The 21,270-nt window shown below is 59.9% G+C and carries 19 protein-coding genes and 1 other RNA gene; 8 read left to right on the top strand and 12 right to left on the bottom strand.

The window, feature by feature from the left end; all coding sequences use genetic code 11:
• The 7 genes from rsmH to AC1DUP_RS02695 all read right to left on the bottom strand — a co-directional run bounded on the left by rsmH (position 1) and on the right by AC1DUP_RS02695 (position 5,966).
• A complete protein-coding gene (gene rsmH / locus AC1DUP_RS02725) occupies positions 1-1,026 on the bottom strand; it encodes a 16S rRNA (cytosine(1402)-N(4))-methyltransferase RsmH (protein ID WP_477832014.1) in 1,026 nt (341 codons plus the stop codon).
• Between the two features lie 17 nt (positions 1,027-1,043).
• Positions 1,044-1,481: a division/cell wall cluster transcriptional repressor MraZ gene (gene mraZ / locus AC1DUP_RS02720; protein WP_113300170.1), complete on the bottom strand. Its 438-nt coding sequence runs from the start codon at positions 1,479-1,481 to the stop codon at positions 1,044-1,046.
• A gap of 431 nt (positions 1,482-1,912) precedes the next feature.
• Positions 1,913-2,306, bottom strand: an RNA gene (gene rnpB, locus AC1DUP_RS02715) — RNase P RNA component class A.
• A gap of 57 nt (positions 2,307-2,363) precedes the next feature.
• Positions 2,364-3,539, bottom strand: a complete 1,176-nt coding sequence (locus AC1DUP_RS02710; protein WP_477832013.1) for an NAD(P)/FAD-dependent oxidoreductase — start codon at positions 3,537-3,539, stop codon at positions 2,364-2,366.
• Positions 3,540-3,620: 81 nt separating this feature from the next.
• A complete protein-coding gene (locus AC1DUP_RS02705; RefSeq protein WP_113300094.1) occupies positions 3,621-4,238 on the bottom strand; it encodes a lytic transglycosylase domain-containing protein in 618 nt (205 codons plus the stop codon).
• 262 nt (positions 4,239-4,500) lie between these two features.
• Positions 4,501-5,262, bottom strand: coding sequence for an N-acetylmuramoyl-L-alanine amidase (locus AC1DUP_RS02700; protein ID WP_113300093.1), 762 nt, complete (start codon positions 5,260-5,262; stop codon positions 4,501-4,503).
• Positions 5,259-5,966 carry a J domain-containing protein gene (locus AC1DUP_RS02695; protein ID WP_113300092.1) on the bottom strand — a complete coding sequence of 236 codons (708 nt, stop codon included), beginning with the start codon at positions 5,964-5,966 and terminating at the stop codon, positions 5,259-5,261. The genes AC1DUP_RS02700 and AC1DUP_RS02695 overlap by 4 nt, the downstream gene beginning before the upstream one ends.
• Positions 5,967-6,436: 470 nt before the next feature.
• On the opposite strand from AC1DUP_RS02695, the gene AC1DUP_RS02690 reads away from it, so the two are divergent.
• The 3 genes from AC1DUP_RS02690 to AC1DUP_RS02680 all read left to right on the top strand — a co-directional run bounded on the left by AC1DUP_RS02690 (position 6,437) and on the right by AC1DUP_RS02680 (position 9,425).
• Entirely contained in the window at positions 6,437-7,648 is a 1,212-nt protein-coding gene (locus AC1DUP_RS02690) for a pyrophosphate--fructose-6-phosphate 1-phosphotransferase (protein ID WP_477832012.1), read from the top strand.
• A gap of 58 nt (positions 7,649-7,706) precedes the next feature.
• The gene (locus tag AC1DUP_RS02685; protein WP_477832011.1) at positions 7,707-8,342 is read left to right on the top strand and encodes a LysE family translocator; all 636 of its coding nucleotides are present in this window, start codon (positions 7,707-7,709) and stop codon (positions 8,340-8,342) included.
• A gap of 114 nt (positions 8,343-8,456) precedes the next feature.
• Positions 8,457-9,425: a transglycosylase SLT domain-containing protein gene (locus AC1DUP_RS02680; RefSeq protein WP_477832010.1), complete on the top strand. Its 969-nt coding sequence runs from the start codon at positions 8,457-8,459 to the stop codon at positions 9,423-9,425.
• Positions 9,426-9,462: 37 nt separating this feature from the next.
• Here AC1DUP_RS02680 and AC1DUP_RS02675 read toward each other — a convergent pair whose 3' ends face one another.
• Complete coding sequence (locus AC1DUP_RS02675; RefSeq protein ID WP_477832009.1) at positions 9,463-10,857, bottom strand: serine hydrolase domain-containing protein; 1,395 nt, start codon at positions 10,855-10,857, stop codon at positions 9,463-9,465.
• A gap of 196 nt (positions 10,858-11,053) precedes the next feature.
• Between AC1DUP_RS02675 and AC1DUP_RS02670 the strand changes: the two genes are divergently transcribed.
• The 5 genes from AC1DUP_RS02670 to AC1DUP_RS02650 all read left to right on the top strand — a co-directional run bounded on the left by AC1DUP_RS02670 (position 11,054) and on the right by AC1DUP_RS02650 (position 16,196).
• On the top strand, positions 11,054-12,298 hold the full coding sequence (locus AC1DUP_RS02670; RefSeq protein ID WP_477832008.1) for a BtaA family protein: 1,245 nt from the start codon (positions 11,054-11,056) through the stop codon (positions 12,296-12,298).
• 14 nt (positions 12,299-12,312) lie between these two features.
• Entirely contained in the window at positions 12,313-12,966 is a 654-nt protein-coding gene (locus AC1DUP_RS02665; RefSeq protein WP_477832137.1) for a class I SAM-dependent methyltransferase, read from the top strand.
• Positions 12,967-13,086: 120 nt separating this feature from the next.
• Complete coding sequence (locus AC1DUP_RS02660) at positions 13,087-13,884, top strand: glycoside hydrolase family 25 protein (RefSeq protein ID WP_113300085.1); 798 nt, start codon at positions 13,087-13,089, stop codon at positions 13,882-13,884.
• Between the two features lie 83 nt (positions 13,885-13,967).
• Entirely contained in the window at positions 13,968-15,194 is a 1,227-nt protein-coding gene (locus AC1DUP_RS02655; protein WP_113308096.1) for a lytic murein transglycosylase, read from the top strand.
• A 96-nt stretch (positions 15,195-15,290) separates the two neighbouring features.
• Positions 15,291-16,196: a DMT family transporter gene (locus AC1DUP_RS02650; RefSeq protein ID WP_477832007.1), complete on the top strand. Its 906-nt coding sequence runs from the start codon at positions 15,291-15,293 to the stop codon at positions 16,194-16,196.
• A 425-nt stretch (positions 16,197-16,621) separates the two neighbouring features.
• Here AC1DUP_RS02650 and metF read toward each other — a convergent pair whose 3' ends face one another.
• The 4 genes from metF to AC1DUP_RS02630 form a co-directional block, all read right to left on the bottom strand.
• Entirely contained in the window at positions 16,622-17,524 is a 903-nt protein-coding gene (gene metF, locus AC1DUP_RS02645; RefSeq protein WP_113300083.1) for a methylenetetrahydrofolate reductase [NAD(P)H], read from the bottom strand.
• Entirely contained in the window at positions 17,525-18,550 is a 1,026-nt protein-coding gene (locus AC1DUP_RS02640; RefSeq protein ID WP_113506934.1) for a metalloregulator ArsR/SmtB family transcription factor, read from the bottom strand. It lies immediately after the preceding gene.
• Between the two features lie 160 nt (positions 18,551-18,710).
• Positions 18,711-20,360, bottom strand: a complete 1,650-nt coding sequence (ettA, locus tag AC1DUP_RS02635; protein WP_113300081.1) for an energy-dependent translational throttle protein EttA — start codon at positions 20,358-20,360, stop codon at positions 18,711-18,713.
• Positions 20,361-20,468: 108 nt separating this feature from the next.
• Positions 20,469-21,206, bottom strand: a complete 738-nt coding sequence (locus AC1DUP_RS02630; RefSeq protein WP_115034385.1) for a ribonuclease T2 family protein — start codon at positions 21,204-21,206, stop codon at positions 20,469-20,471.
• Positions 21,207-21,270 lie beyond the last annotated feature (64 nt).

Below are 21,270 nucleotides of genomic sequence, written 5' to 3'. Positions count from 1 at the left end.
TCAAGCTCCAAGCTTTCCGAGGCTGGCAAGATTGGGGAACCCGAAGAGCGACATGTCTTCGGATTCAGCGGGAGCGGTGGTACGCTGGCCGGCGCGCAGCTTGGCGGACCGAGCGCGCGGATTGGCCTGAGCTTCTTCTTCGCTGGCAGAAACCATCGACTTGCCGACAGGCTCGAAGGTCGCGGCTCGCTCATGCGCAACAGGCAGATGGCGGGAACCCGCTGCCTTGCCGGCACGATCGGAGAAGAATTTCTTGACGATGCGGTCTTCCAGCGAATGGAAGGTGACGACGACGAGGCGACCGCCTGGCTTCAGCGCCCGCTCAGCGGCAAACAGCGCCTGCGCGAGCTCGCCGAGTTCGTCATTGACGAAGATACGCAGCGCCTGGAAGACGCGCGTCGCAGGATGGATCTTGTCTTTCATCTTGCGCGGCGTCACCAGCTCGATCAGGCCGGCGAGATCGCGCGTCGTCTCGAAGGGCTTTTCGACGCGGCGCTTTTCGATGGCATGGGCAATGCGCGGCGCCTGGCTCTCTTCGCCGAGATAATGGAAGATGCGGATGAGATCGGCCACTTTGGCGCGATTGACGACATCGGCGGCAGAAACGCCCGCGGCCGACATACGCATGTCGAGCGGGCCGCTCTTCTGGAAGGAGAAGCCGCGCTCGGCCTCATCGATCTGCATGGAGGAAACGCCGATATCCAGCACCACGCCATCAAGCCCGCCATCAGGTACATGATCGGCAAGCTGCGAAAACTGCGAATGGATGAGCTTGAGATGACCGCCATGCGCCGCAACGAGCGCCTGGCCGGCCGCGATCGCCGTCGGATCGCGATCAAGCGCGATCACATCGGCACCAGCACCGAGAATGGCGGAGGCATAGCCACCCGCACCAAAGGTACCGTCGAGGATGACCTTGCCGGAAAAAGGCTCCAGCGCCGCAAGCACCTCGTCGAGAAGAACCGGAATGTGGCGAACCGGTCCGCCACCGGCTTCAGTTGAACCTCCGCCAGGATTCGCCGCCATTCCGTTCCCTCGTTCGTTCAGGAACGCTTGCCCGCCAGCTTGCGCTCCCCTCGTGCCTGCGCCTGTGCGGCCGCGAATGCTTGCGGCTGCCAGAGCTGAAAGTGATCCGCCCGACCCACGAAGGTCACTTCGTCCGAAATACCGGTGAAGTCGCGAATGAAATCCGTGACCATCAACCGCCCCTCGGCGTCGAGCTTCATGAAGACCCCGCCCCCATGAATGAGAAGCGACATCTCGTTTGCCTCCGGCGAAAACGGATCTTCCGCCGCAATCTGCCGCTCGAACCTTTCCAGAAGATCCGGGCCGCCGATGCTGATCGCCGGAAACACAAAGTCCTGAAAGCAGTAAAGCTCCTGGACGTTGCGCTGCGCCAGCACGGAACGAAACGCCGCAGGCACGGAAACCCGGCCCTTGGTGTCGATCCTGTTGGTCGCATTCGAAAGGAAGCGGCTCATGACACGAAACATCCGTTTCCGAAAGAGCCCGGAAAGCATTTTGCCGCCCGAAACCCTCAAAGTCAGGCACAGCTTCGCAAGCCGAAAGAACCAAGGTCCTCCCGACGCTTCCGATCCGGAAGGCGTCTTTGCTTTGCGATTGATGGGCAGATGATTGCCCTGATGCAGTGCGCATTTGGGATAGCATGGGACCATATGGGCGTCAATGGGATGAGCCCATTTTGAGGCGGGCGCAGTATCAAACATTTATAAGCTGTTAAGTTTAACAAAGGGTTAGGAAAGCGATTCTCAAACGCCACCTGAAGCACCCGCGGGGAACAGGAAATCCGGCCGGGCAAGATCCGTGGGACCTTGCCTCGATTTCAGTTATTTCAATGACTTGACAGGAAGAAAATCGGGCTTTGCAGCAAAGCGTATGCTGCAGGAGGTTAATCGCCAGTTGGCCTGTAAGCCGGGTTCTGTATGGCTCCGGCGAACCGGAACGTGGCAGCCATTCATCTGGGACAGCGCTTGCACGCTGCCTCACGCAACCCACCCGGATGACTGACCCAGAAACAGGCCGGAAGGCTTTCGCCAACCGCGTCATCCCTATTCGGTTTTGCTCCCGGTGGGGTTTACCGTGCCATATCCGTTGCCGGAGATGCGGTGGGCTCTTACCCCACCCTTTCACCCTTACCTGTCAAGACAGGCGGTTTGCTTTCTGTGGCACTTTCCCTGAGGTCGCCCTCGCCGGACGTTATCCGGCACCGTGTTTCCGTGGAGCCCGGACTTTCCTCACCCTACCGCCTTTCGGCATTGGTAAAGCGCGGCTGCCCGGCCAACTGGCAGGGGCTCCCTTAAACGAGGAAGCCCGCAAAAGCCAACGAAATATGGGGGACAGGCTTAACGGAAATAAGGTGCGAAATCCGTGGCGTAGCCCTGATCCTTGATTCTGCCTGCAAGAAGCAGTTCGGCCCCCAGCCTGCCGATTTCATCGGAGCTCTTGGCGGACGTTCCCATGCAGCCGGTCAGAACAGCGATATGCGGCGAGGACGTATAGCCGATCATCGGATAACGGCTCTTCGTATAGGAGACGGCGCAGGATGCGGAGGAAATGGACTGCGCCTCCAGATCCGGCACAATACGATCAACGATGCCCTTTAGATGCTCGCGCGCAACCTCGCGTCCATCCGTACGAAACCAGGCGCGCATGTCCGCATCGTTGCTCAGCACCAGATTGTCGGGATCGCCACCGATCTTCAGATAGAGCTTGCCGTCGGGATAACGGATCGGCGGCAGTAGGTAGATGTCGATGCCGGGCGCTTCGAGGATGAGCGACGGCATATCGGCAAGGCGCGGAGCATCCTCGTCCGCCACCTCGAACAGGTTCACGGTGCGGCCGTAAACCGTCATGTCAACGGATTGCCGCAAGAGATTCTGCGAAATGGAAAAACCGCCGGCCGCCAGCAGCACCTTCTCGGAGCGATAAACCCTGCCGCCCGCCGTGGTGACGACGGCCGCCCCGCCCTCCTCGCGGATGGAAGTGGCATGGTCGCGGATCACGCTCGCACCCGCCTTTCCGGCGAGCAGCGACTGCGCCTTCACGAGCTTCCGCGGGCTGATATGCCCTGCTCCCTTCGCTTCGAAAATGCCGGCACCGCCGGCAGGAAAAGCGAAATAGGGAAACCGTCGTTTCAGTTCAGCCTGATCGAAAGATGTCGTTTCGACGCCGAGCGAAACCGCGGCCTGCCTTGTACCGGCGAGGTAAGCACTCTCGGGCGGCGCGACTGCGAGGCAGCCCACTTCCGTGTAGAAATCGACACCGCTCTCTTTTGCGATCTCGCCATAGCGTGCGATCGAGCGATTGGCGAGCAATGCCCAGTCGCAATCGGGATCGATGGTACGCGTGATGCGGCCTTCATCGTAATGGCTGGCGAAAACGCCCTCATGCGCCTTGCGATCAGCCGGCTCGTCCGGACCGATGACGGCAACGCCATCCGTCTGGCGTGCCAGATATTTAGCGGCCGCGGCACCCATCATGCCGCGACCGATGACGATGAACCTGAAATCGACTGCCATACCACACCTCGCTAAAGGCTAGCGATAACATGGCAATCGCGCTGAATCATCCGACGTTTGCCAGAGAAAAGCGCTTCCGGCTCAGAGCATCGCAAGAACCTTGCCGCAATAGGACTTGGAGACCGGGTTCATGCGTGTGGCGCCATGGCCGGCATTGTATTTGAGGATCGTATTGCAGGTCTGCCCGCCGCCGAGATCGTGGGCGGCCGCCAGGTACTTCATGCCATACTTGATGTTGGTTTCCGGATCGAACAGGCCCTTGGCACCGCCGGAATAACCCATCATGCGGGCCGTCGCCGGCTTGATCTGCATCAGGCCGATTTCGCCATGGCTGCCGCGCGCCATCGGATTGAAATTGCTTTCAACACGGATGACAGCAGTCGCAAGAGCCACCGGCACATCATATTGATTGGCATATTTGCTAATCAATGCGGAATAGGAATTGCCGGAAACATCGGCGACGGGATAGCCACTCTGGCGCTCGACCGTCTTCAGCGGACGCTCCGTTTTCTTCTGCGCACGCTGCGCCGTCCTCTGCGGGCGTTCCTTCTTATTCACGCGCTCCGCTGTCTTCTGCGGACGCTCCACTTTCTTCACGGGCGCATCGGCTCGCACGCCCCAGTCATTCGCAAAGGCAAAGTTATTTCCCGCCAGCACCATGCCAACGCATGCTGCAGCAACAACAATCAGTTTTCTCATGTAGTCTTGATCACTCCGACCCAAAGAATTACCGGACTGCGCGCCTCGCCGTCATGGAGAATTCTGACCAAATACTGATCAGGTTTCGCAGCAATTCTTATCGTTTCACATGACGCCTCAGATTTAACTTGGGAATACCCTTAGGCGCCGCTTAGCGGAAGTTCTTAGACCATCGCAATGAGGAGATAATAGGGAAATGATGTGGCAGTCCGAATTTCGCATCCGAACATGGAAAATCGGTAATGTCGAAAATTATGTACGATCAGGAATAACGCGGCAGCGATGACAGCAGCCGGTGCAGCGTATCGATCGTCGAAAAATCGGCGATTCCGTCCACTCGCTCGGGGCGAAAATGCCGCTGGAAGGCTTCCACGTCGCCTGCCGTCTTGTCGCTGAATTCGCCTGTGATCTCAGTGCCGTAACCATAGAGCGACAGCATGGATTGCAGCGCTTCGATAGGCTGTCCGCGGTCGCCGCGCTGGAAGAAGCGCCCGCCGGTGATGGCGGCCGGTTCCACCCAGTGGCCAACGCCGGCCTGATGCAGTTCGTGCCACGGGAATTTCTCGCCTGGATCGACCTTGCGCACGGGGGCGACATCGGAGTGGCCGAGCACTCTTTCAGGCGCGATCGACCAACGAACGCCGCAATCGCGACATAATTCGATCACCGCAGCGACCTGCTCTCTCGGATAGTCGGGAAGCCCGCCCGGATGGCCGGCATTGGCGATCTCGATGCCGATCGACAGCGAATTGATATCCGTTTCGCCATGCCAGAAGCTCTTGCCAGCATGCCATGCGCGGCGGATCTCCTGCACGAGCTGCACGACCTCGCCGTTCGGCTGCACGAAATAATGGCTGGAAACCTGGCTTTCGTCCCGACAGAGCCAGTCGAGCGCGCCCTCGGCGCTCGGCATGCCTGTATAATGCAGCAGGATCATATCGGGCTTGCGGCCATCAGCCCGTTCGCCATGGTTCGGCGAGGGCTGGACGCGCGCCTTGCCGTAGTCTGCCTCGAATGAGGTCATGCGGCGCGACGTTCCTTTTCGATCGCCGCATAGGCGTCGTTCAGCGCCGCCATACGTTCATTGGCGATCGCATGGAACTCTTCCGGCACGCCGCGCGAGATCAGCCGGTCCGGATGATGCTCGCTGACGAGCACATGGTAATGGCGGCGGATCGTCGGGAAATCATCCGCCGGCGAAACCCCGAGAATCTTGTAGGGGTCGCGGCCAGCAGAGACGTGACGCGCAGCAATCTGATCGAAGCGGGCCTCGCTCATCTGGAAGATTTCGGCGACATGGCGCAGGAAATTCATTTCCTTCTCGTGGATCAGCCCATCCGCCTTGGCGATATGGAACAGACCGTCGAGCACATCTTCCAGAACCGGGCAATTGGCGGCGCAGGTCGAGCAAAGCGTGGACAGCTTTGCTGCGTAGGCCTCGTAACCCGCAACGTCCTGGCGGGCGAGATTATAGAGGCGCGCGACATTCTTCGCCTCGCTCGGAGGAAACTCGAAGATGTCGCGGAAGGCTTGCACTTCCTTCTCGCTCACAATACCGTCGGCCTTGGCCATCTTGGCAGACAGCGCAATGACGGCCACCGAAAAGGCAACCTTGCGGCGCGTCTCCGGATCGCCTTCGAAAACCGTGCGAATAGCCTCGACCACCGCGGAGAGCGCATTGCCCGCGGTATTGCCAATGGCATTCACCAGTTTTTCCCAGAAAGACATCGTAATCTTCTCGCAATGCAGCAAGTTCTAGAAGAAACACCTTGACCAAATAATCGTTGCCATTGCAAGGCGGCTATTGGTCGTAGATTTGAAAACAGTTTTCACGATTTGGTAATTGTCGCGGCAGCCGCCATCACCAACCGTGTCAGCCATTTCCCGCATTATCGGCACAACGGCCGGCGATTTCCACAACACTTATGGATAGGTCGATCGGCATTGAACCGATTATATCGGCGCTTCCCGCACCCAGCTTGCACAAAGCCGCGTTTTTCGTAAATTCTTTACTTTACAGGCCACTTTCCCTGTCGCATCCATGCGTTACCTAGAGCGTGTCGAGCAAAAGTGTGCCGCGGTTTTGCGATAACGACATGCGGAAAACGAAGGCTTAAAACGTAGCAAGCGGATCTGAAAAGAACGCAATACGCTTTAGGCTGCACGCCGTCGCGCACCAATGCGCCCAAGGAGGGATTATGGCCAAACAGAAAGTCGCAATGCTGACCGCCGGAGGCCTGGCGCCCTGCCTTTCGTCCGCCGTCGGCGGCCTTATCGAGCGCTATAGCGATGTCGCTCCCGATATCGAGCTGATCGCCTACAAGTCCGGCTATCAGGGCGTGCTGCTCGGCGACAGCGTTCAGATCAATACCCAGATGCGCGAGAAGGCGCCGCTCCTGCACCGCTATGGCGGTTCGCCGATCGGCAATAGCCGCGTCAAGCTCACCAATGCCGCCGACTGCGTGAAGCGAGGCCTCGTCAAGGAAGGCGAAAATCCGCTGCGGGTCGCCGCCGAACGCCTCGCCAATGACGGCGTCACCATCCTGCACACGATCGGCGGCGATGACACGAATACGACGGCTGCCGACCTCGCCGCTTATCTTGCGGCAAACGGTTATGACCTCACGGTCGTCGGCCTGCCGAAGACTGTAGATAACGACGTTGTGCCGATCCGCCAGTCGCTGGGCGCCTGGACGGCTGCCGAGGTCGGCGCGCACTTCTTCGACAATGTCAGCAACGAACAGACCGCCGCCCCGCGCACCCTCGTCATCCACGAGGTCATGGGCCGCCATTGCGGCTGGCTGACGGCTGCCACCGCCCGCGCCTATCTCCAGCGCACCAAAGGCAATGAATATGTCGATGGCCTGATGATGAATGAGCATATGAAGAGCATCGACGCAGTCTACCTGCCGGAAATGGCCTTCGACCTCGATGCCGAAGCCGCCCGACTCAAGGAGATCATGGACCGCACCGGCCATGCCACGGTCTTCGTATCGGAAGGCGCCTGCCTCGACGCCATTGTTGCCGAGCGCGAAGCCGCGGGCGAGAAGGTCAAGCGCGATGCTTTCGGCCATGTGAAGATCGACACGATCAATGTCGGCGCATGGTTCCAGAAGCAGTTCGCAAGCCTGCTCGACGCCGAGCGCTCGCTTGTCCAGAAATCCGGGTATTTCGCCCGGTCCGCACCGGCAAACGGCGAAGATCTGCGCCTGATCCACAGCATGGTCGACCTCGCGGTCGAAAGCGCCCTCAACAAGGTTTCGGGCGTAACCGGCCACGACGAAGCGCAGAATGGCAAGTTGCGCACAATAGAATTCCCCCGCATCAAGGGTGGTAAGCCGTTTGATCTTTCAACCGTATGGTTTGGCGAAGTAATGAACCAGATCGGGCAAAAATACAGGTCCGCATGATTGACGGATGGCTAATATGGTGTCTTTGCTGGTTCTCTAAGGAATAGGAGGAGATTCCATGTCGCTCGAAGCCTGGCTCGCTTTTGCTGCCGCGTCCGCCATCATGCTCGCCATACCGGGGCCGACCATTCTTCTGGTTGTCTCCTATGCGCTTGGTCATGGCCGGAAAACGGCGCTTGCGACCGTTTCGGGTGTGGCCCTCGGCGATTTCACCGCCATGACAGCCTCACTGTTCGGCCTTGGCGCCCTGCTTGCCGCATCGGCGACGTTGTTCACCGTGCTGAAGTGGGTCGGCGGCGCCTATCTGATATGGCTGGGAATCAAGCTCTGGCGGGCTCCGATCGTCGGCGAACACATTGCTGACAATGATAATCTGCCGGAAGAAAGGTCTCTGCAGATCTTCCTGCATGCCTATGTCGTGACGGCGCTGAACCCGAAGAGCATCGTCTTCTTCGTCGCCTTCGTGCCGCAGTTCCTCAACCCAGCCCGTCCCTTCCTCGATCAGATGCTGATCATGGAAGCGACATTCCTCGTGCTCGCCACCATCAACGCCTCCTGCTACGCCTTGGCCGCACACACCGCCCGCGGCTTGATTCGCAAGGCCAGCGTGCAGCGCGCGGTCAACCGCTCCGGCGGCACCCTGCTCATCGCAGCAGGCGCCGTAACGGCCGGGTATCGCCGTATTGCAGCCTAGTAATATTCCGTGGTTGCTGGAAAGACACGAATAGGTTAATGCCTTCCCCCACGCTTAAGGTATTTGATAACTTTTAGACGCTGCCGGCGCGGCGTGATTCACGAAAGTGACAGAATGGTAGCGATCGGATTTTCCGGCCTGAAACGCAGTCTCGTGGTCTCGACCATGCTCTGCGGCGTCATGTCAGGATGCGCGAGCGTCGAATATACCTCTCAGGCGGAACTGACCGCCGCACAGACCGTGATTCCCATGCCGAAGCCCGGCGAAGATGCAACGCTGGCTGCCGTGCCGACCGCTGAAGGCGCAACCGGCCAGACCGTCGCCACACTCAATCCACAGGTATCGACCACAGCACCCGCCCTCACCGCAACGGCGATGCCGAATGTGGTTTCGCCCGTCCAGCAGCAGGCCGGCGATTTCGCCATGCAGGGCGGCGTCCAGCCGGTAGCCGTCAACGGCTATGCTCCCATTCCGCTGACGCCCGAGATGACGGCGATCCAGTCCGTCGTTCCGACGCCGCGGCCGGGCTCGCCTGCCAGTCCCTCGACGCAGCTCGCCTTCGCGGCCACGACGCCGCAGAACGGCGCGCTCGCGGCTCTTGCCGCTGTCGGTACCACACCGCGCTTCACCATGGATTACGGCTTCGACGAGTCCGGCCCGATCGACCCGCCGGCAGCCCCGCCGATGTTCAGCGACGACGACAGCGATGATGCGCCGACTGTCGAAAAGAGCCTCGTCAGCAAGCTCATCAGTAAATATTCCAAGCTCTATGAAATCCCGGAATCACTGCTCCACCGCGTCGTTCATCGCGAGAGCCGCTACAATTCCAAGGCCTACAACAAGCGCGGCTACTTCGGTCTCATGCAGATCAAGTACAATACCGCAAAGTCGATGGGTTACGACGGCAACGCTGCCGGCCTTTTCGATGCTGAAACCAATATCAAATATGCGGGCAAATACCTGCAGGGCGCCTGGCAGGTTGCCGACAGGAAGGAAGACGATGCCGTTCGTCTCTATGCCCGCGGCTACTATTACGACGCCAAGCGCAAGGGCATGACTGACATCGCCCAAGGCAATTACTGATATCAACGACCGATACCAGACATCTCGGTGACGACGTTCAGTCGGCTTTTGCCGACTGAAGCGTATTGAGAATTTCCTTCAGCACGACCTGCGGCCTGTAGCGCAGCCAGCTCGGCGTCAATCCCATGCGGACGAAGACGAGATTGGCTGACGGCACGATCGCGACCGCCTGGCCGTCATGACCCTGCAACCAGAATGTGTCCTGCGGCAGCCCGAACTCGGCGCTCGTGCCGCCGCCGCCCGGTCCCGCAAGCCACGCTTGGCCTTGCGTATATTTGCCGCCGGAACTTGATGTCGGCGTCCGCATCATCGCTACGAATCCCTCCGGCAGAAGCCTCTGCCCGTTCCATACGCCATCCTGCAGCAGGAATTGGCCGAAGCGCGCCCAGTCATGTCCCGTCGCATAGAGATAGGAGCTGCCGGCAAATGTGCCGCGCTCATCGGCCTCGAAAACGGCGCTCGTCATTCCGAGCGGACCGAATAGCGCATCGCGCGGATAGTCGAAGGCCGCGCGCGGATCGCCGACCTTGTTCATCCAGATGCGAGACAGGAGCAAGGCCGTGCCACTCGAATAATGGAAATCCGTGCCCGGAGCAGCCATGAGAGACGCATTCGCCGGCAGGGAAACCATATCAGGATCGAGATAGAGCATGCGCGTCACATCGGCGACGGCACCGTAATCCTCATTGAAGGCGAGCCCGCTTTCCATGCCCATCAGGTCGGAAAGCTTGATGTCGCCGCGCGTATCATTCGCCCATTGCGGCAAAAGATGTGTGTCGTCATAGGAGATCTTGCCTGACAGCATCAACCGGCCGATCAGCGCCGCGTTGACCGTCTTCGTCATCGACCAGCCGACGAGCGGCGTGCTGACGCTGAAGCCCGGCCCGTAGCTTTCAGCAATGATGCGGCCATCCTGCACGACGACCATCGCCCGCATCGCCGGCCCGGCCAGCTTGGCATCGGCCAGAAGCGCCGCGATTTTCGCATTTCCGGCCGCGGCATCGACGCCCTCGCCGTCCGGCCAGACTGCGTCGTTTTCAGCTGTCCGCGGCGCCGGTACGAGCGGCGTAGCCTTGGAGGCGGCATCGAAATCACCGTCGGGCACGCTCGTGCAGCCGAAGGCGCCACGATAAAGCGCGTAGTTCGGCGCAAACAGGCCCATGAAGCGCGAGGTCACCCGCCCGGCGTCACGATCGACCTCGACGCGCATCAGCCGCAGCAGCGGGTTTCCAGGCGCCTGCACGTCGTCATAAAGCACGGCGTCGGGATCGCGGCCGGCGATGAAGACATTGGAACAGACGATCTTGGCGGCGTAGCCATTGCCCACTTTCAGAAGCTCCGGCGGGCTTAAGGAGAGCCACGCGGCTGCGCCTGCGACAGCGAGAATGACAAGCAGGCCCAAGCCCTTGACGATACGCGGAACAACTCGCATGCAATCCTCCACGGAACGGAGAGAAGCAGGAAACTTGGCTCACGGAAAGAGAGAAGCGAAAAGAAGCGCTTCAATCGACTTCAAATTTCGAGGAGGTCTTCACAGAGCTTCACGGAAGCCTTGGCCCACAGGGCTCGTCATCAAACTGTAGCAGAGGCGCGTTACACGCCCTGAACGCTAAAAAGGTGACAGACTCATGTCGGAATTTGCACCGGATACCGGCTTCCGCAAGAACCGGAAACTCAAGGCAGCGCTTCTCCGCCACAAGGCTTTTTCCAAGGACGGCTTCTCCGAGCGACTCTTCGGCCTTCTCTTTTCCGGCCTCGTTTATCCGCAGATCTGGGAAGACCCGGATCTCGATATGCAGGCGATGGAGCTGAAGCCTAATCACCGTATCGTCACGATCGGTTCCGGTGGCTGCAACATGCTCGCCTACCTTTCCAAGGCGCCGGCTTCGATCGACGTGGTGGATCTCAATCCGCACCATATCGCGCTGAACAGGCTGAAGCTTGCCGCTTTCAAGAACCTGCCGAACCATTCCGATCTCGTCCGTTTCCTGGCGATGCCGAACGAGAAATCGAACAGCCGGGTTTTCGACAGTGTCCTGTCGTCCAATCTCGATGAGACCACCCGCGCTTACTGGAACAGCCGCAAGTTCGGCCGTCGTCGCGTCACCGTCTTTAATCGTAATATCTATGAAACCGGCCTGCTCGGGCGCTTCATCGGCGCCGCTCACCTGCTCGCCCGCCTGCACGGCGTGAAGCTGCAGGAAATGACCAAGACCCGGTCGATCCGGGAGCAGCGCCAGTTCTTCGAAGACCAGATCGCTCCCCTCTTCGAAAAGCCCGTCGTACGCTGGATCACCAACCGCAAGAGCTCGCTCTTCGGCCTTGGCATCCCGCCACAGCAATATGACGAGCTGGCAAGCCTTGCCGCCGACAATTCCATCGCACCGGTTCTCAAGCACCGCCTCGAAAAGCTCGCCTGTCATTTCCCGATGCGCGACAACTATTTCGCCTGGCAGGCTTTCGCACGCCGCTATGCCGATGGCGAGGAAGGCCCGCTGCCGACCTATCTGAAGCCGGAGCATTACGAAGTGATCCGCGCCAATGTCGAACGCGTCAACGTCCATCACGCAAGCTTCACGGAGCTTCTGGCGGGCGAGCCCGCCGCCTCGCGCGACCGCTACATCCTGCTCGATGCACAGGACTGGATGACCGATCAGCAGCTCAACGATGTCTGGCGCGAGATCACCCGCACGGCGCGCGAAGGCGCCCGGGTGATTTTCCGCACGGCAGCCGAAAAGAGCATTATCGAAGGCCGCCTCGCCCCTGAAATTCGCGACCAGTGGCACTATTTCGAAGAGCAGTCGCGTGAGATGACCACCCAGGACCGTTCGGCGATTTACGGCGGTTTCCACATCTACGGGAAAAAGGCGTGAGCAAAGTCGACGAGATGACCGTCAAGAGCGAGGAACATGCCGACCTGATGGACGGCATGTATCGCTACCAGCGCCATTTCTACGACCTGACCCGCAAATACTATCTTCTCGGCCGCGACCGCACGATCCGCAATCTCGACGTTCCCGAGGGCGGCACGCTCTTGGAAGTCGGCTGCGGCACCGGCCGCAACATGGCCTTTGCCCACAAGCACTTCCCGACGGCCAAACTCTACGGTCTCGACATCTCCCAGGAAATGCTGATCTCGGCGCGCAAGACCTTTGCCACCAAGGCGACGATCCCTGACTTTCGCGTGGCGGACGCCACCGCCTATACGCCGCGCGAATTCGGCACTGTCGGGTTCGACCGCATCCTCATTTCCTATGCGCTGTCGATGATCCCGGATTGGGAACGCGCGGTGGATGCATCGATTGCCGCGCTCAATCCCGGCGGCGAGCTCCACATCGTCGATTTCGGCCAACAGGAAGGCCTGCCGACTTGGTTCCGCAGCCTGCTGCAGGCCTGGCTCGCCAAATTCCATGTCACCCCACGCGCCAATCTGCGCGAGGTTCTGGAAGCGCAAGCTGCTGAAAATAACGCGAGATTGTCGTTCGAGGCGATCGGCGGCGGTTATGCCTGGCGAGCCGCGATTATCAGCAAGCGCTCATAATTCGCTTGTAAATAACCATTTTTTTACGTTGATATTAGAAAAGAGGGTTATACCCTCTGCTAGGCGCGTGTTTTCGAAGGTCAAGCTGTGGGGCAGATCCATCATCACGACGGAACATTCATGCGTCGGCTTCTGTTTTGCGTCCTGCCGCTTGCCCTGCTGCTCGCCGGTTGCAGCTCCACGGGTTACGATTATCTCGAAACCGCTTCCATAAAGCCGAAGATCCGCTTTCAGGATACCGATCCCCAGGATTTCGGCACCAAGCACCCGCAGCAAAATGCGGTCCACGGCATCGATATCTCCAAATGGCAGGGTGATATCGACTGGCAGACGGTGCGCAAGTCCGGCGTCGCCTTCGCGTTCATCAAGGCAACCGAAGGCAAGGACAGAGTTGACTCGCGCTTTGACGAATACTGGCGCGAAGCGGCCGCTGCCGGCATTCCGCATGCGCCTTACCACTTCTATTACTTCTGCTCTTCCGCCGATGATCAGGCCGACTGGTTCATCCGCAACGTTCCCAGGGAATCCATGCGCCTGCCGCCGGTGCTGGATGTGGAATGGAATGCAGAATCGAAGACCTGTCGCTTGCGCCCCGACGCGGCCACGGTGCGCTCCGAAATGAAGCGTTTCATGGATCGCCTGGAAGCCTATTACGGCAAGCGGCCGATCATCTACACCTCAGTCGACTTCCACCGCGACAATCTCGACGGCTATTTCCAAGACTACCATTTCTGGGTCCGCTCGACCGCTAAACATCCAGACGTAACCTATGCCGACCGCCGCTGGGCCTTTTGGCAATATACGTCGACGGGCGTCATTCCCGGCATTCGGGGGCCGACTGATATCAATGTCTTCGCGGGCTCCGCAAAAAACTGGAACAACTGGGTTGCCGACGTTTCCAAGGATAGAAATTCTTAGTAACGTGCCCTAATCTTTCTTGCTTCCGTCACATTCATCTGTGAAGTCGGCGGAATTCTATGTCATTTTACGAGGATCGTTTCATGCACCGCTCGCTCAAAAGCTGCTCTGCACTTGCCCTTCTGTTTGCCTGCGTCCTAGCAACAGGGGCCGCCGCCCAGCAAGCGCCTGATGCGGCGGCTTCGACCCCGGCAGCACCCTGCGGCGGCGATCTCTCCACCTTCCTTCAGGGCGTCAAGAAAGAGGCGATTGCTGCGGGCGCGAGCGCCGAAGCAGCAGACCAGGCGCTGGCCGGCGCTGAGATCGACCCCAAGGTACTGAGCCGCGACCGCGCCCAGGGCGTCTTCCGCCAGACCTTCCTCGAGTTCTCGCAGCGCACCGTTAGCCAGGCTCGTCTCGATATCGGCCGCCAGAAGATGAAGCAGTATGCCGATGTCTTCGCCCGCGCCGAACAGGACTACGGCGTTCCCGCCGGCATCATTACTGCCTTCTGGGCGATGGAAACGGATTTCGGCGCTGTGCAGGGTGATTTCAACACGCGCAATGCGCTGGTGACGCTCTCGCATGACTGCCGCCGCCCGGAACTCTTCCGCCCGCAGCTGATCGCCCTCATCGAGATGGTCCAGCATGGCGATCTCGATCCGCAGACCAATACCGGCGCCTGGGCCGGAGAAATCGGCCAGGTTCAGATGCTGCCGCGCGATATCATAGCCTATGGCATGGATGGCGATGGTGACGGCCATGTGCGCCTCAAGCAGAGCAGCCCGGACGCGATCCTGACGGCCGCCAAGTTTATCCAGCATCTCGGTTTCGAGCGCGGCCAGCCCTGGCTGCAGGAAGTCACCCTGCCCGACACCCTCCCCTGGGACAAATCCGGCCTCGGCGGCACGATGACGGCAGGCGAATGGTTCAACCTCGGCGTCAAGCCGCGCGACGGCAATACCGGTTTTGCCAACCTCGAAGGCGATCTCGTGCTGCCGCAGGGCCGGCTCGGACCGGCCTTCATCGCCTACCCGAACTTCAAGATCTATCTGGAATGGAACAAGTCGTTCATCTACACAACTTCTGCCGCCTATTTCGCGACCCGCCTTTCGGGCGCCCAGACCTATCTCAAGGGTACGCCTGAACAGGGCCTTTCCAACGACCAGATGAAGCAGCTGCAGACGAAGCTGGATTCACTCGGCCACGATGTCGGCGAAATCGACGGCATCCTTGGTTCCGGCACCCGTGTCGCGATCCAGAAGGAACAGCTCCGCCTCGGTATGCCGGCTGACGGCTGGGCGACGCCGACCCTGCTCAACGCGCTCTGATCCGTCACCATTGCCTCTCGCCACCCGGCTGCATGAATCGGGTGGCGGCTCCTTGTCGATAGGATAGAACTTTCGTCTGGAGCGGGAGGAATCGGCATGGAACAGAGAATGAGCGCATTGACCTGGGGGCTCCTTGCCCTGCTTGGTCTGATCTGGGGCGGCTCCTTCTTCTTCGCGCGCATCGCTGTTTCCGAAGTGCCGCCGCTTACCCTCGTCTTCCTGCGCCTATCCATCGCGGCCCTTGCGCTTCATGTCTATATCGGCGGCCGCTTCGGCATCTATCCGCTCCTGAAGAGACGCTGGCGCGAATTCCTCGTTCTCGGCATCCTCAACAACGCCTTGCCCCATGCGCTGATCTTCTTCGGCCAGACGCGCATCGGCGCCGGCCTGGCCTCCATCCTCAACGCCACGACGCCGATCTGGACGGTGCTGATCGCCAATTACCTGACATCGGACGAGAAGCTCTCCTCGGCCAAGATCATCGGCTGCCTCACCGGCCTGCTGGGCACGGTCGTCCTCATCGGCCCGAGCGTCGCTGATGGCAGTGACCTGCCCCTCTGGGCGCTCCTTCTGCCTGTGATCGCCGCGGTCTCCTACGGATTTGCCGCCACCTACAGCAAGCGCTTCAAGGGCGTCGCGCCGCCGGTCATTGCGGCCGGCCAGATGACGGCATCCTCGCTCGTGGCCCTGCCGCTATCGCTCGCCCTGGACCACCCCTGGGCGCTTGCCATGCCTTCAATCAATTCCATCGCCGCCATTCTGGCGATTGCCCTGGTGTCCACCGCCTTCGGCTATATCCTCTATTTTCGCATCATGGCGGCGGCAGGCGCCACCAATACCTCGCTGGTGACGCTGCTCGTACCGCCGAGCGCGATACTGCTCGGCTTCCTCTTCCTCGGCGAGCGGCTGGAAATGACCGACATTGCCGGCATGGCGCTGATCGGCGCTGGGCTCGTCATACTCGACGGCCGCGTCTACCGGCGCTCAGGCGCGGTAGCCTGAAAGTATTATGCTGCAGCGCGCCATTCTTCCGCCAAAAGTATGAATCGAGACTACCGAATTGTAACGGATCGTTAAATTTTGAGAGCGGAATTTTCCGATTAAATATCAGCAACTTGCAGAATGGTGGTTAGACTTATCCACTGCCTTCTTCGGCAGTGCAGCACAAGAAGCGCTTTCCAATCGACACTTTTCCGACATATTATTAGCCTGTTAACGCGAGGAGGCAGACATGGGACTTACGCAATCCTTGAATGTCCTGTTGGTCAGTGCAGCGTTCGCATTCGTCGTATCCATGCTCTTCATTTGAGCCGATGCGAAGCGTCAGAAACTGAAATACCTACACTCCTGAAGAACAAACAACACCGAAAAGCGCATGCCCCGCCCGGCCATGCGCTTTTCCTTTGTCTGCAAAAGCGTGTGTCGGTTTAAGCTGCCGCGCCCGCGCTTCTTGCCGTCTGGCGCGAGAGGCCGAGATTGTCGAGAACGGCCGAAACCAGCGGCGCACGGTTCATCGTGTAGAGATGGAACTCGTGCAGCCCGCGACGGATAAGATCCTCGATCTGTTCCGCGGCAACCTCGGCTGCGACCTTGGCACGCTCTTCCGGCTTGTCATCATATCCGGCAAAACGCGCATCGAGGAAATCAGGGATGACCGTGCCGCAGGCACCGGCAAAACGCTTCAGCTGCGTCAGATTCTGGATCGGCATGATACCAGGCACAACGGGGATCTTGACGCCGGCGGCGCGCACCTTCTCGAGATAGCGCTCGAAATTGTCGTTGTCGAAGAAGAACTGCGTCAGCGCGCGGTCGGCGCCATTCTCGGCCTTCTGCCTCAGCATGTCGATGTCGGCCACCTGGTCGCGGCTTTCGGGATGCTTTTCCGGGTAGGCAGAGACGGAAATCTCGAAATCGCCGATCTGCTTGAGGCCGGCCACCAGTTCCGCCGCATTGGCATAACCGCCCGGATGCGGCTGATAGGGCGCACCGACGCCGCCGGGCGCATCGCCGCGCAACGCCACGAAATGCGTCACACCCGCCTTGCGGAAGCTGTCGACGACCTGATGCGTCTCTTCCTTCGTAGCGCTGACGCAGGTGAGGTGCGAGGCGGTTGCGAGCGGAGTGTCAGCCAGAAACCGCGTGACGGTCGAGAGCGTCGGCGCCTTGGTGGTGCCACCGGCACCATAAGTCACGGAGACGAATTCCGGGTTCCAGTCCTGCAAATCGCGGACGGTGTTCCACAGCTGACCTTCCATCTCCTCGGACTTCGGCGGGAAAAACTCGAAGGAGATCGCAATATCGCGGCGGCGGGCGTCGTTTTTCTGGGTCATTTATTCTCTCCCGGCAAATGTAGGTACGGCGCCTTCGCTCTCCAGCGAGGCCATGAGGCGCCTCGGGTCACGCGCGAGCCAGATCGTGACCGTAAGGCCCTGCCCACCCTGCTGACCCGGATGAAGATCGACGACCTGCTCGACATCGAGCCCGGCTTTACGCACCCATTCCGACATGGCCTGATGCGAAAAGCCGAGACGGACATGGGCATGTTCATCGCGAAGGTATTCGAGATTGTGCGGCGCCAGATCGATGATGACGAGACGTCCGCCCGGCCGCAGCATGCGCGCGGCTTCGGTGATCGCGATATCAGGCTGATCGAAGAAATGCAGCACTTGATGGATGGTCACCAGATCGAAATCCTGTCCCTCGAAAGGCAGGTTCAGGATATCGGCATGGCGCACCGAAGCCGTCGTGATACGTGACTTGTCGAGATTGGCGCGCGCCACGCTCAGCATGTCACGGCTGGCATCGACGCCGATTGCGTGGCGATAACGACCGGACAGAAGCTCCAGCATCCGGCCGGTGCCGGTGCCGAGATCGAGCAGGGAATCGATCGGATTGCCGCCGAGCAACTTGATGACGGCCGCATCCACCTCTTCGTCAGCGGCGTGCAGACGGCGAAGCTCGTCCCATTCGGCGGCGTTGCGGCTGAAATAGGCCTGTGCCCGCTCGGCGCGCTGCCGCTTGACGGTGGCGAGACGCTCGCCGTCGCGCTGGACGACGGGGTCGTTTTCGGAGACATGCTTCAGCAAAGCCCGCACCAACGCGGCAGCCTTGCCCTCATGCGCCAGCCGGAAATAGGCCCAGGCACCCTCCTGATAGCGGTCGATCAGTTCCGCCTCACCGAGCAGCTTCAGATGCCGTGAGATACGAGGCTGGGATTGGCCGAGAATTTCCGTAAGATCGGTCACGGTCAGGTCACCCGCCGCCAGCAGCGCCAGCAGTCGCAGGCGCGTCGGTTCGCCGGCCGCCTTCAAGACGTCCACCAGCGCATCCAGTCCAAGCCTTAGGGGTTCGCTCATATTCTACCCAATCAAGATATAAAGATATCTTTATGTGATTTGGGTAGCTGAGGCAAGCGGCATTTCACCGATTTGCGAAATTGCCTTTGGTGATAACGACAATAAAAACAAGAAAGCCCCGGCCAAACCGGGGCTTTCCGAAAGCGTAAATGATCGCTGATCAGCGGGTCAGGCGCTTGTGAGCCTGGCTGCCGGGGTTGAGGGCATCGGGGCCGAGACGACGGACCTTGTCCTGCTCGTAATCCTCGAAGTTGCCTTCGAACCATTCAACATGGCCATCGCCTTCGAAGGCGAGGATATGCGTCGCCAGACGGTCGAGGAACATGCGATCGTGGCTGATGATGATCGCGCAGCCTGCAAATGCTTCCAGCGCGCTTTCCAGAGCGCCGAGCGTTTCCGTATCGAGGTCGTTGGTCGGTTCGTCGAGCAGCAGAACATTGCCGCCGGCCTTCAGCATCTTGGCAAGGTGAACGCGGTTGCGCTGGCCGCCCGAGAGATTGCCGACCTTCTGCTGCTGGTCGCCGCCCTTGAAGTTGAAGGCGCCGCAATAGGCACGCGAGTTCATGTCGAACTTGCCGAGCTTGATGATTTCCGCGCCGCCCGAGATTTCTTCCCAGACCGTCTTGTTGCCGTCGAGCGCGTCGCGGCTCTGGTCGACATAACCGAGATGCACAGTCTCGCCGACGCGGACCGATCCCGCATCCGGCTTTTCCTGGCCGGTGATCATCTTGAACAGCGTCGTCTTGCCGGCGCCGTTCGGGCCGATAATGCCGACGATGCCGCCCGGCGGCAGCTTGATCGACAGATCGCTGATCAGCGTGCGGCCCTCGAAGCCCTTGGTGATGCCTTCCATCTCGATGACCACCTGGCCGAGACGCTCGCTGACCGGGATGATGATCTGCGCGTCACCGGGACGCTGCTTCTCGGCGGCTTCCACCAGCTGTTCGTAAGACTTGATACGCGCCTTGGACTTCGCCTGACGGGCCTTCGGGCTGGAAGCGATCCATTCCTGTTCGCGGCTGATCGCCTTCTGGCGGCCTGCCTCTTCGCGGTTTTCCTGCAGCATGCGCTTGGCCTTGGCGAGCAGGTAAGCCGAGTAGTTGCCTTCGTAGGGGATGCCACGGCCGCGATCGAGTTCGAGGATCCAGCCGGTGACGTTGTCCAGGAAGTAACGATCGTGGGTGATCATCATCACGGCGCCCGGATAGTCGCGCAGATGCTTTTCAAGCCAGGCGATCGTCTCGGCGTCCAGGTGGTTGGTCGGTTCGTCGAGCAGCAGCAGATCCGGCTGCGACAGCAGCAGGCGGCAAAGTGCGATACGGCGGCGCTCACCACCCGAAAGGCTGGTGACTTCGGCATCGCGCGGCGGGCAACGCAGGGCTTCCATTGCCATCTCGACCTGGCTTTCCAGATCCCAGAGGTTCTGGCTGTCGATGATGTCCTGGAGCTTCGCACCCTCATCCGCCGTCTCGTCGGAATAGTTCATCATCAATTCGTTGTAGCGCTCGAGCACAGCCGTCTTGGAGGCGACGCCTTCCATGACATTCTCAAACACTGTCTTGTTCGGATCGAGTTTCGGTTCCTGTTCCAGGTATCCGACCGTCGCGCCTTCGGCGAGCCAGGCTTCACCGGTATATTCCTTGTCCTGACCGGCGATGATGCGCAGCACGGTGGACTTACCGGCGCCGTTCGGGCCGAGGATACCGATCTTGGCGTCGGGGTAGAAAGAAAGATGGATATTCTCGAGGATCTTCTTGTTGCCATAGGCCTTGTTGAGGCCGGACATGTGATAGATGAACTGGCGTGCCATGCTGGGATGCTCCGGGCGGAAACTTGAAATCGTGGCCGCTATGTAGGCGAAACCACGCCCGCGGGCAACGCCGAAACCCTGTTTCGTCAGGATTTCGGCATGTTTCCATCAGAAGCCTGCAGCATCCACAAGGCCTTCGTCACAGCCGAAGGACGTCTGCCCTGCCCCCTGGATGAGGCCGCCAAGACCCTTCTCCTTTGCCTGAGCAGAAACGGCATCCTGCGAAAGGCCGATCGTCAACTCGCTGATCACGCGCTTGTTGCCGACGCGCCGGCAGCTCATCTTCACCCGGTCGCTGGCGCCTGCGCCGAAGCTCTTGTCGAAGGCCGCCTTGATTGCATCGGCCTTCAGCGTCTTGCCGACATTGGCGGCAAAGAGATCACGCACGGCAGAAGCATTGAGATCGCCCATCAGATGAATGGCGGTGGTGAAATAATCGTCGGCACTCATTTTCGTGCAGGTGCCGTGCTTGATCCATTCATGCCGATCAAGACCCGACTGCGTGCCGGGCATCGCCTTGTCGAGTGCCGCCTTCGTCTCAGCCGAAAGGCTCACGGCCGGCAGGCTCGTCCAATTACTGTCCTTATCTGCAGCCTTCTGATCGGTGGGTACGCCACAATAGTCCTGCCGCATTGGCCACAGACCGTGGAGAGAAAAGTTGGTCGCGTCGTAGCGGTCGCCGCTTTGGTTGGCGCATTCCGCCTTCTTCTGGTTGGTCTGGCAGAACGCCGGCTGCCAGCTTGCCGCCAGGATGAAGCGCGTGCGCCCGCTTTCCTGCGCGGATGCGGAGCCGACTGACGATAACGAAAGAAACAGGATGGAAACTGAAAGGAAAAACTTGCCCATTGATAGCCCCGACAAAGAACAATACAGGAACAAAAAAGCATGAAGACGGAGTTTGCGCAACCCT

This window comes from Rhizobium sp. 01L419 (assembly GCF_056400025.1).
Note: the sequence above shows the minus strand (reverse complement) of the source record. Positions and strands in the feature narration are given on the sequence as shown.